Origin of the sequence: Nonomuraea antri, from assembly GCF_013283785.1 — a bacterium.
In the GTDB taxonomy this organism is placed as follows: Bacteria; Actinomycetota; Actinomycetes; order Streptosporangiales; family Streptosporangiaceae; genus Nonomuraea; species Nonomuraea antri.
Genome location: NZ_JABCPZ010000302.1, coordinates 1 through 11,258, shown reverse-complemented (window position 1 = coordinate 11,258; position 11,258 = coordinate 1). Strand labels below are relative to the sequence as shown.

The following is an 11,258-nucleotide window of genomic DNA, read 5'->3' as shown; positions in this document are numbered from 1 at the left end:
GGCTGGGTGGGCTCGACGGTGGCGACGTCCTTGCCCTTGAAACCCTCCCTGGAACCGGCGCGCATGGCCGCGTACACCATGATCCCCGCGACCAGCACGACCGCGAGCAGCCCTGCCCCGAGGGCGATCGGCCATGGCGATCGTCTGCGGGCATGTCGACCGTCGGTCGGAAGCACTGAACCCTCACCCACCTCACGCACGTAGCAAGGGCCGGGCGTCGCCCGGCCCTTTTCAAGGTATCCGTACCTACTTGCAGGTCACTTGCCTCAGTCTGAAGACGGGGGCCGCTGTCCGCCCGCCGGCCCCGGCACTCCGGCATACCGGTACGGTACCGGCTGCCGGCCGGGCTGAACGATCAAGAGCGTGCCCGGGGTCTCGGCGTAGAAGGCGGATTCGACGGCCGCCGCGACGTCTTCAGCGGTCAGCAGCGGGAAGCCGGCGTTGACGAACATCTCGCGTGCCTCGGCGACCAGCGGGGTGTCGGTGAAGCCGGGGCAGACCGCGCCGATCCTGATGTTCCGCGCGGCCAGTGGCGCGGCCAGCGCCCTGACCAGGCCGACCACGGCGTGCTTGGTCATGGTGTAGATCGGGTCGCCGTCGAAGGCCACCAGCCCGGCCAGCGACGAGGTGGCCACGATCGCGCCGCCGCCGGAGCGGACGAGCAGCGGGACGCTGGCGCGCACGCCGAAGACGACGCCGTCCACGTTCACGCCGACGACCGCGCGGTAGCGGTCGAGGTCGAAGTCGGCCAGGTCGACGCCGCCGGAGACGCCGGCGTTGAGATGGACCAGGTCGAGCCGGCCGTAGCGGCGCTCGGCCAGCGCCACGGCCTCCGTCGAGGCCTCCTCGGTGCTGACGTCGGCGGCCAGCCAGGCGCCGTCGACCTCCTTGGCCAGCCGCTCGACGCCTTCGGCGTCGCGATCGACCAGCACGCACTTGGCGCCGCCGGACGACAGGCGGCGCGCGACGGCGGCGCCGATGCCGCTGGCCGCTCCGGTGATCAGGGCAACTGTGCTCATGGTGCTCCTAGGATGCGGTGGGCGCGGGAGATCAGGGTGGGCACGGCAGCACCGATGCGGTCGAATCCCTCCCCAACGGTCTTACCCTGGCGGTAACGGGCGTGGATACCCTCCACGATGACGGCCAGCTTGAAGTTCCCGAAGGCGACATAGAACCCAAGGTCTGAAATATCGCGACCTGAGGCTTTGGCGTAGTGGGCGGCGAACTCGGTGGCGTTCAGGAAGCCGGGCGCGACCGTCGCGTCCCCGGCCACCGGGATGCCGGCCCGTTCGGTGTCCCCGGGCTCCTGCCAGTACGTCAGCGTGAGCCCCAGGTCCGCCAGCGGGTCGCCGAGCGTGGACATCTCCCAGTCCACCACCGCCGCGATCTCCGGCTCGGGATCGAGCCGCACCAGCGTGTTGTCCAGCCGGTAGTCGCCGTGCACCAGCGTGCTCTCCGACACCGCGGGCAGCCGCTCGCGCAGCCGCGCGACCAGCCGGTCGTACTCCGGCAGGTCGGCCGTCTTCGACCGTTCCCACTGCTGGCACCAGCGGTCGAGCTGCCTGGTCAGGTAGCCCTCGGGGCGGCCGAAGTCGGCCAGGCCCACCTCGCGGTAGTCGACGTCGTGAATGGCCGCGAGCACCTCGGCCAGCCGCTCCGACAGCCGCCTGGTGGGCTCGGGCCCCGGATCGCCGAGCTCGGCCCGGGTGCGCACCGCCGCGCCGTCGACGTGGCCCATCAGGTAGAACGGGGCGCCGATCACGTCCTCGTCGGCGCAGAACGCGATGGGCTCGGGCACCGGCACGGGCGTCGGGGCGAGCGCCGAGATGACGCGCCACTCGCGGCGCATGTCGTGCGCGGTCGGCAGCACGTGCCCGAGCGGGGGCCGGCGCAGCACCAGCCGGCGCCCCTCGCACTCGACCAGATACGTCAGGTTCGACTTGCCACCGGAGATCAGTGAGACGGAACGGGGCTCGCCCACGTCGGGCACGTGCCGACCGAGCCACGCCACGAGCCGGGGCCGGTCAATCCCAGGTACGGTCATGGACACAGACTAGAACGACGCTCGATCATTAAAACCATCTGAGAGTTCGGTAACGTTCCAGATCCGCGTGGATATGCACAGGTCGAGATCGCCTAACCTGTGAGTAATACGTCTGCCCGCATGCCACGAAGAGAGGGCATGCCGTCAGTAGGAGCCCATGCGCGTCACTCTTGCCCGCCCAGGAGAGCTGGGACAGTCCGAAGTGAGCCGATGGCGGGCCCTGCAGCAGGCCGATCCCTCCTTCGACAATCCCTTCCTGTCTCCTGAGTTCACCCTCACGGTGGGCGAGCTACGTGACGACGTGCGCGTCGCGGTCATCCACGACGGCCCCGACATCGTCGGCTTCCTCCCCTTCGAACGTCACCCGCTGGGCATCGGCAAGCCGGTGGCCGCCGGCCTGACCGACGCCCAGGGCCTGGTCCACGCCAAGGACGTGGAGATCGACCCGCGCCGGCTGGTCAAGGAGTGCGGCCTGGCGGTCTACGAGTTCGACCACCTGGTCGCCGGCCAGCCGCTGCTGAACGCGCGGCACGAGCGGTTCCCGTCGCCGATCATCGACCTGCGCGACGGCCACCCGGCCTACCTCGCCTACCTGGCCGAGCACTCCGGCAAGACGTACAAGACCACGCTGGCCAAGTCGCGCAAGCTGGGCAGGACCGCCGGGCCGGTCAGGCACGACTACGCGACCACCGACCTGGCGCCGCTGCGCACGCTGCTCAGCTGGAAGACCGACCAGTACCGGCGCACCGGCCGCACCGACAGGTTCGCCCACCGCTGGATCGTGGAGCTGGTCGAGCGGCTGCTGGCCACCCAGACCGACGACTTCGCCGGGGTGCTCGACATGGTCTACGCCGGCGACGAGCCGGTGGCCGGGCACTTCGGGCTGCGTACCGCGACCACGCTGGTGGGCTGGTTCCCCGCCTACGACACCCGCTACGCCAAATACTCGCCCGGGCTGATCCACCACCTGGCGATGGCCGAGCAGGCCGCCGCGTCCGGCATCCAGGTGATCGACATGGGCCGGGGCGACAAGGAGTACAAGGACAAGCTCAAGAACGGCGAGCTGCAGGTGGCCGAGGGCCGGGTGGCCACACTCGGCCCGGCGGCCGGCGTGCACTGGATGATGCGCGTGCCGGTACGCAAGACCCGCGCCACCGTGCTGGCGAACCCGATCCTGCACAAGACGGCCGACAAGGCGTTGAAAACCTTCGGACGGTTGCGTACGGTCCTGCAAGGGTGAAGCTCATCGCGGAGCGGACCGGGCGCCGCTGCCTGCTCCTGCCGTCCAACCGGCTCGGCCTCTACCTCGCGCTGCGCCACTGGTGCACGCCGGGGCAGCGGCTGCTCATGTCCCCGATCTCGGCCGACGAGATCCTGTTCCTGGTGCTGGCGGCCGGCCTGCGTCCGGTGATCGCGCCGCTGTCGCCGCGCGACGGCAACATCGACGCCGCGCGCGTCGACCTCGACACGGTGGACGCCGTGCTGACGACCAACCTGTACGGCCTGCCCGACCAGGTGTCCGCCTTCCCGGGAAAGATCCTGATCGAGGACGTGGCGCACGCGCTGGAGACCAGCGTCGGCGGCCGGCCGCTGGGCACGTTCGGCCAGGCCGGGGTCTTCAGCCTGTCCAAGCACCCGGGCGCGGGCTCGGGCGGCGTGCTGGCCGTGGACGACCTGTCCGACCTGCGCGCGCTGGAACGCGCCCGCGACGCGTTGCTGGTGCCCGGCGCCTTCCACGCCGAGCTGATGTCCGTGGCCAGTTCGATGGCCAGGCAGGCGGCACTGCGGCTGAACCTGGTGCGCCCGGCGCTGCGGCTCATGCGTGCGCTGGGCATGCAGGAGGAACGCGAGGGCTACCGGATCGCGCTGGCCGAGGATTCGCTGGACCTGGCCATGAAGCAGGTGCCCGAGCTGCCGCCCTTCGACCCGTGGGTCCGGGCCGACCTGCACGACTACCGCGCCCGCCGGGGGCCGCTGGCCCGCTGGTACCAGGCGCGGCGGCTGGCCGCGGTGGCCGGGCAGCGCGGCCGCCGGCTGGCCGGGATCGCGCGGCTGGCCGAGCTGCCCACGGTCGCGCCCGGCGTGCTCGACCAGCTCGATCAGCCGCTGTTCCGGGTCCCGCTGCTGGTGGCCGAGCGCGATGCGGCCATCGCCAGGCTGGAGCGGCACGGCGTGGCGACCGGCTACCTGTACGACCCGCCCTACGACGACTACGCGCCAGAATTCACCGAGCCGTCCGAAGAACCGGGCCCGGCCCGCTGGTGGGCCAGGCACGTGCTGCCCGTCGACCCGGTGTACGCCGACCGGGCCCTGCCGGTCCTGCGCGGGCTGGCCGGGCCTACGTCAGGTCCGAACGGGCCAGGCGCAGGAACGCCTTCAGCCCGGTGATCAGCTCGGCGTTGTCGCTGAGGCCGTCCACCTTCTCGGAGAACCGGCGGACCATGAGCGTCACGCGCCGGTCGAGGTCGTGGTCGGCGAGCTCCAGCGCGTTCCTGGCCGATCCCAGCTCGCCCTCCAGGTCCCTGACGTCCTGCTGCAGCCGGTTGGCCAGCTCCTCCAGCTTGCTCACCCGCGACCGCAGCGTGAGCACGTCGGCCCGCGGGTAGCGGATCTCCTCGCCCAGCGTCGAGACCCGCTCGCGCAGGTGCGACACGTACGCGCCGGCCGGCCTGAACCCGGTGGCGAGCAGGTAGAAGCCGGAGAAGTAGTACCCGATGTGCACGCCGGAGAAGTAGGTGAGCACCGCGATGACGGCGGCCGAGGCCACGTGCAGGGCGACGGCCAGCACCAGCATGCGCCTGGCGATGCTCCTGGCCTCGTTCTCGCGGCGGCCCGCGACGGGCACGCCGACCTCCCTGGACACCTGGATCTCGTGGACCACGCGGCGGGCGGCGAAGCACACGTTCCACGGCACGACCAGGATGACGACCAGCCACAGCAGGCTGACCGCGCCGGCGGCCAGGGACACGACCGTGGACAGCGCCACGCCCGCGCGGAGGACGAGCCACGCGGTGATCAGCGTGACGAGCAGCGATGCGAGCAGTAACCACCATTTCATGTGACCACCGTGCGCCCCGGACGTTACCCGCCGGTAGCGTTCAGGTACTCAGTTCGCGCTGAGCATCCGAGCCGATGCTCTCGCCGATCAGCCCGGCCAGGATCGCGCAGCCGCGCCTGACGTCGGCCACCGACGCCGAGCCGTAGCCGATCACCAGGCCGTGCAGGCGCTGCCTGCCGTGGTGGTGCCGTTCGGTGGAGTCGAGCAGCACGCCGCGCTCCCTGGCCGCCGCCACCACCCGGGAGACCGCGTCGAGCGGCAGCTCGGCCAGCACGTGCAGCCCGGCGGTGTCGCCGCGCAGCCGGCAGACCCGGCCGAGCACCTCCACGACGACGGCGCGGCGGCGGGCGTACTCCAGGCGCATCCTGCGCAGGTGCCGGTCGAGGTCGCCGCGTTCCAGCAGGGTGGCCACGGCCTGCTGCACCGGCCCGCTGGTCCGGTCCGACACCTTCTCCCGCAGCGCGGCGACCCGGTCGACCAGCGCGGGCTCGGCCACCAGCCAGCCGACGCCGACGTCGGGCGCCAGCGCCTTCGACAGCGTGCCGAGCAGCACCACCCGCGACGGGTCGAGGCCGTACAGCGCGGGCAGCGGGGCCACGTCGTAGCGGAACTCGGCGTCGTAGTCGTCTTCGACGATCGTCGCGCCGGTGCGCCTGGCCCAGGTCAGCAGCCGTTCCCTGCGCGGGATCGGCAGCCGGCCGCCCAATGGGTACTGGTGCGCCGGGGTGGTGTAGAGGACGCGCAGGTCGTCGGGGAGGTCGTCGACGATCACGCCGTCCTCGTCGACCGGGCAGGGCACGACCTCGGCGCCCCTGGCCGCGAAGACCGTACGGGCCACGTGGTAGCCGGGGTCCTCGACGCCCGCCCGCGCGCCGGGACCGAGCAGGGCCAGCGCGCACAGGTCGAGCCCGTTGCCGGTGCCCCTGGTGACCAGGACGTTCTCCGGCCCGACCGCCACGCCCCTGGCCCTGCGCAGGTGGTCGGCCAGCAGCTCCCTGAGGTAGGGCAGGCCGTACGGGTCGGGGGCGGCGCCCGGCGGCAGGTCGGCGGCCTTGCGCCAGGCCCGCTTCCACGCCGCCCGGTCGTAGTCGAGCACCCAGGGCTCGCCGGGGGTCAGGTCGATCATCCGGCCGTCGGTCCTGCGCGGCGGCGGGGGCGGGGGCGGCGCGTACGCGGGGTCCTTGCGCGGCGGGTGGTGCCCAGCGCGCCCGATGGCGGCCACGAACGTGCCGGAGCCGTGCCGCCCCTCCAGCCAGCCCTCCGCGTAGAGCTGCTGGTACGCCTCGGTCACCACGGTACGGCTCACCGCCAGCTGCGCGGCCAGGCCCCGCGAGGACGGCAGCCGCTCGCCCGGCGCGAGCGTGCCGGACAGCATGGCCCCGCGCAACCAGTCGGCGAGCTGCGTGGTGAGCGGGACGGCCGCGCCTCGATCGAGGGATACCGGCAGGTCGGCGTGGGTACGCACGAAAGTGGTCTCCGTGAAGGGTCCGATAGTGGCCATACAGGATAGGTCCACTTCCGCCCTAGGGTCGAACCATGCTCTCCACCACTCCCCGCACCAGGCTCGGCCGCGAGAAGCAGCGCGGCAGCACCGACAGGAACGATCTCTACCAGGTGCTCGATTCCGGGCTGTTCTGCCACCTGGGCGTGGTGACCGACGGGCACCCGATGGTCGTGCCCACCGGTTACGGCAGGATCGGCGAGACGCTCTACCTGCACGGATCGACCGGCGCCAAGTCGCTGCGGGCCGGCGACGGTACCGAGGTGTGCGTGACGGTCACGCACGTGGACGGCATCGTGCTGGCCCGCTCGATCTTCAACCACTCGGTCAACTACCGCTCGGCGATCATCTACGGCCAGGCCAGGCTCGTCACCGACGAGCAGGAGCGCCTGGACGCGCTGCGGGCGCTGTCCGAACAGCTCGCGCCCGGCCAGTGGGACTACGCCAGGCCGCCCTCGCGCAAGGAGCTGGCGGCCACGGCCGTGCTGGCGCTGTCGCTGGCGGAGGCGTCGGTGAAGATCCGCAGGGGCGCGCCGCAGGACGAGCCCGAGGACTACGCGCTGCCGGTGTGGGCCGGAGTGCTGCCGCTGGTCACCTCGTGGGGCGAGCCGGTACCCGATCCGGTGCTCCCAGAAGGTATCGATGCGCCTGTTCACATTGTCGAACGGGAGTAGTTCCATAATTCCGGAACCACCTGGCAAACCAGACTCCTAGATCACACGTCTCATCAGGTGGGCCGACTCCTGATGGGAGAGGCAAATGGAGTGGAGCGCTCCCGGATACACCGAGATCAAGCAGTTGGGCGCGGGCGCGAGCGGGCGCGTCGCGCTGGCCGTGCACGATGAGACGGGCGTCAAGGTAGCGATCAAGTACCTGTCGGCCGACTACCGTCGTGACCCGGCGGCGCTGGCGCGCTTCCAGGGCGAGGCTCGCCTGCTGACCGCGCTGCGCGATCCGAACATCGCCACGATGTGGGAGTACATACAGGACCACGAGGGCGCCGCCATCGTGATGGAACTGGTCAACGGTGTGTCGCTGCGCGCGCTGCTGCGCGAGAACGGCACGACGGGGCCCGAGGCGGCGCTGGTCGTGCTGAAGGGCTCGCTGCTCGGGCTGGCCAAGGCGCACGCCTCCGGCCTGGTGCACAAGGACTACAAGCCCGAGAACGTGATGGTCCGCGACGACGGCGCCAGCAAGCTGGTGGACTTCGGCATCGCCGTCCGCCAGGGTGCCGCCACGCACCCGGAGGGCACACCCGGCTACATGGCGCCCGAGCTGTGGAACGGCCTGCCCGCCTCCCCGGCCACCGACGTGTACGCGGCCACCGCGGTCTTCTTCGAATGCCTCACCGGACATCGGCCGTACCGCTCGACCGAGCCGAGCGTGCTGGGGTACCAGCACATCCACGCGCCTGTCCCGTCGCACGACGCGCCCGAGCCGGTACGCGAGCTGGTGCGGCGCGGCCTGGCCAAGGACCCCGGCGCGCGCCCGGCCGGCGCGGCCGCGTTCCTGGACGAGCTGGAGCACACCGCCACCGCGGCGTACGGCGAGGACTGGGAGCGGCGCGGCCGGCGGCGGCTGGCCGAGCTGGTGGCCCTGCTCGCGCTGCTGCTGCCCACCCCCGACGCGCCGCCGCCCGAGGTCGGCACGTCGCTGGCGCACACCGTGTTCCGCGGGCTGCGCGGGCTGCGCGGCCTGCGCAGGGTGCACGGCAACGCGGTGCGGGTGGGGCTGGCGGCCGGGGTGGCGCTGCTGGTCACCGTGGGCGTGGTCGTCGCGGTACGCGGCCGGGGCGTCGAGCCCGCGCCCGCCGGGGCGGCGGTCGCCGGGCCCACGCTGAGCCAGGGGACGACCGAGCCGGCCATCGCCTCGCCCACCCCGGAGCCCCAGCCGACGCCCGAGTCGAGTCCGGAGCCCAGCCCGTCCTTCACCTCGGGTGAGAGCCCGCCGGCTCTCCCGCCCGCTGTCACCGACCCGGCGGGCACCGACCCGGTGGGCACGGACCCGGTGGGTACCGACCCGCCTGCCACGACGCCGCGGCAGACGCCCGCGAAGACGCCCACGAAGAAGCCGACGAAGACACCGACGACGACGCCGGTGAAGACCCCCACCCAGACGCCGACCGTGACTCCGACGGTGACGCCCACAGTGACCCCGACGGTGACGCCCACCGTGACCCCGACCGTGACTCCCACCGTGACCCCGACGCCGCCGCCCGCCGTGCTCGCGCTGGGGATCGGCCGGGTGACCGTGACGGGCGCGCGGGCCGCCGGCCAGGTGAACCTGCGGGTGAACGGCACCGCGCCCGTCGTCGTGACCGCTGCCTGGACCGCCCCCGGCACCCCCGGCCGCACCCAGCGGATGCGGCTGGCCGGGGCGACGTCGTACAGCCGGGCGTTGTCCTGGGCCATGGGCGAGCGCCCGTGCGGCAGGACGGTCACGCTCACCGTCACCACCTCCCCGGCCGCGCCCGGCGGCGCGAAGACGGCCTCGGCCGCGGTGCCGCCCTGCCCGACCGAGGTGACCGGTCTGCGCGCCTCGGTGGTCATGGCCGCCGCGCCTGGCCGGGCCGCCCGCGCCCTGGTCAGGGTGACCGCGAGCGGCACCGAGGCGATCCCGGTCGAGGCGGTCTTCTCGCTCGGCGGTGAGCGGGTCGGCGCGCGTACCGCGAACCTGTCGGGACGCAGGTCGTACGCGCGGACGTTCACGCACACGTTCAAGACCCGGCCGTGCGGCGGGACGGTCTCCGTCCAGGTGCGCGCCGGCGGCAGGACGGCCACGGCCCGCGACACGATCCCCTGCCCGGCCGGGGTGCGGCAGGTCTCGATCGTCCGCTCGGTGCTCGGCGCCCGCGGGGCGGCCACCGCCACCGTCTCGGTCACCACGGTCAACGAGCAGCCGGTGACGCTGAACGTCGCGTTCGCCATGGGCGGCACGATCGCGGCCACCCGGCGGATCACCCTGTCCGGGCGGCTCTCCTATCTCGAAACGGTGAGTTTCGTCTTCCCCAAGGTGCCCTGCGGGGCGACCTGGTCGGTCCGGGCCGCGGCACGCGCTCCCGGTGGCAGTGGCAGTGATCAAGCAGGTGGGCCCACACCCGCGTGCGAGGAGCCGCCGGCGACCAAGACCCCTCAACCGGACACACCCGACACGCCCCGCTGACCACCAATTTCAGGACTTATCGGGATATCGATAGCGGGAAAGTGATTTGCAGTGGTTAAGCTACGGTCCGGTTGATACGGGTGGGGGCCCAGGCAACTCCAGAGGAGACCGCTATGTACGGCGATGGGCAGTGGGGGGTCCCCGGCTACACGGAGGTACGTGAGCTCGGCACAGGTGGCGCCGGCCGGGTGGTCCTGGCCAGGCGCGATCACGACGGCGTGGAAGTGGCCGTCAAGTACCTGTCCGACGAGCTCAGGTCCGACGTCGGGTTCGTCGCCCGTTTCCGGCACGAGGCCAGGATGCTCGGCACGTTGCAGGACCCGCACCACGCCCGCCTCATCGACTACGTCGAGTCCGGGCAGGGCGCGGCCATCATCATGGAGCTCGTCAACGGCGTCTCGCTGCGCGAACTGCTCAGGTCGGAGGGCCCGACCGGGCCCGAGGCCGCGCTGCTGGTGCTCAAGGGATCGCTCCAGGGCCTGGCCGCGGCCCACGCGCTCGGCGTCGTCCACCGCGACTTCAAGCCCGAGAACGTGATGGTGCAGGCCGACGGCGCCAGCAAGCTGGTGGACTTCGGCATCGCGGTGCGGGCCGGCGAGGGCGCGCCCGTCGCGGGCACGCCGCCGTACATGGCCCCCGAGCAGTGGCAGGGCGGCTCGCCCGCGCCCACCACCGACGTCTACGCCGCCACCGTGGTGTTCTTCGAGTGCCTGACCGGCGCCCGGCCCTACCGCGCCACCAACATGGCCGCGCTGGCACACCAGCACCAGACCGCGGCGCCGCCGGTCGAGGAGGTGCCCGCGCCGCTGCAGGGCCTGGTCGAGCGCGGTCTGTCCAAGGACCCGAGGGAACGGCCGCCGTCGGCCGAGGCGTTCCTGACCGAGCTGGAGGCCGTCGCGGCCGAGGCGTACGGGCCGGACTGGGAGGAGCGCGGCAAGCGCCGCCTGATCGCGCTCGCCGGCCTGCTGCTCATGCTGTTCCCGACCGCCCCGGACGCTCCCGCCGAGGTGCAGACCGCGCTGGCCGAGACCCGCTTCCGCGACCCGTCGCGGCTGCTGTCCAAGCTGCCCGCCAAGATCGCGATCGGCGCGGTGGCGATGGTCGTGACCGTCGGCGTGGCCATCGTGCTGGTGAACTCGGGCGACGAGGAGCCGGTGCTGCGGGCGCAGTCGTCGCAGGTGACGCCCAGCGCCGAGCCCACCGACCTGCTCGACGAGCCGATCGAGGAACCCACCGAGGAACCGACGGAGGAGCTGCCGCCGGTCGAGGACACCCCGGTGCCGGACGAGACGACGACGAGCGCCGCCCCCGTCTACCCGCAGAACACCGTCAAGCCCACCAAGACGGCCACTCCCACGCCGGTCAAGACGACGACCAAGCCGCCGGTCAAGACCAAGAAGCCGACGCCCACGCCGACGGTCACGACCATCGCCACCGCGCCGATCGCGATCTTGGCGGGCAGCTTGGACAGCAGCCGCGACGGGTCGCGGAAG

General features: G+C 72.4%; 9 protein-coding genes. 5 read left to right on the top strand and 4 right to left on the bottom strand.

What is annotated here, in order from left to right; genetic code table 11:
* Positions 1 to 266: 266 nt before the first annotated feature.
* Both HII36_RS49575 and HII36_RS49570 read right to left on the bottom strand, forming a co-directional pair.
* On the bottom strand, positions 267 to 1,019 hold the full coding sequence (locus HII36_RS49575; RefSeq protein WP_173530374.1) for an SDR family oxidoreductase: 753 nt from the start codon (positions 1,017 to 1,019) through the stop codon (positions 267 to 269).
* A complete protein-coding gene (locus HII36_RS49570; RefSeq protein ID WP_173530373.1) occupies positions 1,016 to 2,044 on the bottom strand; it encodes a phosphotransferase family protein in 1,029 nt (342 codons plus the stop codon). The genes HII36_RS49575 and HII36_RS49570 overlap by 4 nt, the downstream gene beginning before the upstream one ends.
* Before the next feature lie 157 nt (positions 2,045 to 2,201).
* Here HII36_RS49570 and HII36_RS49565 point away from each other — a divergent pair, with 157 nt between their 5' ends.
* Entirely contained in the window at positions 2,202 to 3,284 is a 1,083-nt protein-coding gene (locus tag HII36_RS49565) for a GNAT family N-acetyltransferase (RefSeq protein WP_173530372.1), read from the top strand.
* Positions 3,281 to 4,432: a DegT/DnrJ/EryC1/StrS family aminotransferase gene (locus HII36_RS49560; RefSeq protein WP_217370935.1), complete on the top strand. Its 1,152-nt coding sequence runs from the start codon at positions 3,281 to 3,283 to the stop codon at positions 4,430 to 4,432. The genes HII36_RS49565 and HII36_RS49560 overlap by 4 nt, the downstream gene beginning before the upstream one ends.
* Here HII36_RS49560 and HII36_RS49555 read toward each other — a convergent pair.
* Complete coding sequence (locus tag HII36_RS49555; RefSeq protein WP_173530371.1) at positions 4,383 to 5,102, bottom strand: hypothetical protein; 720 nt, start codon at positions 5,100 to 5,102, stop codon at positions 4,383 to 4,385. The two genes, HII36_RS49560 and HII36_RS49555, sit on opposite strands and share 50 nt — an antisense overlap.
* A 40-nt stretch (positions 5,103 to 5,142) precedes the next feature.
* Positions 5,143 to 6,603, bottom strand: a complete 1,461-nt coding sequence (pdxR, locus tag HII36_RS49550) for a MocR-like pyridoxine biosynthesis transcription factor PdxR (protein ID WP_173530370.1) — start codon at positions 6,601 to 6,603, stop codon at positions 5,143 to 5,145.
* A gap of 35 nt (positions 6,604 to 6,638) precedes the next feature.
* On the opposite strand from pdxR, the gene HII36_RS49545 reads away from it, so the two are divergent.
* The 3 genes from HII36_RS49545 to HII36_RS49535 form a co-directional block, all read left to right on the top strand.
* The gene (locus tag HII36_RS49545) at positions 6,639 to 7,277 is read left to right on the top strand and encodes a pyridoxamine 5'-phosphate oxidase family protein (RefSeq protein ID WP_173530369.1); all 639 of its coding nucleotides are present in this window, start codon (positions 6,639 to 6,641) and stop codon (positions 7,275 to 7,277) included.
* Between the two features lie 85 nt (positions 7,278 to 7,362).
* Positions 7,363 to 9,765 (top strand): serine/threonine-protein kinase, encoded by a 2,403-nt coding sequence (locus tag HII36_RS49540; RefSeq protein WP_217370934.1) that lies wholly within the window; start codon positions 7,363 to 7,365, stop codon positions 9,763 to 9,765.
* Between the two features lie 113 nt (positions 9,766 to 9,878).
* On the top strand, positions 9,879 to 11,258 hold a 1,380-nt coding region (locus HII36_RS49535), incomplete at its 3' end, for a serine/threonine-protein kinase (RefSeq protein ID WP_173530368.1).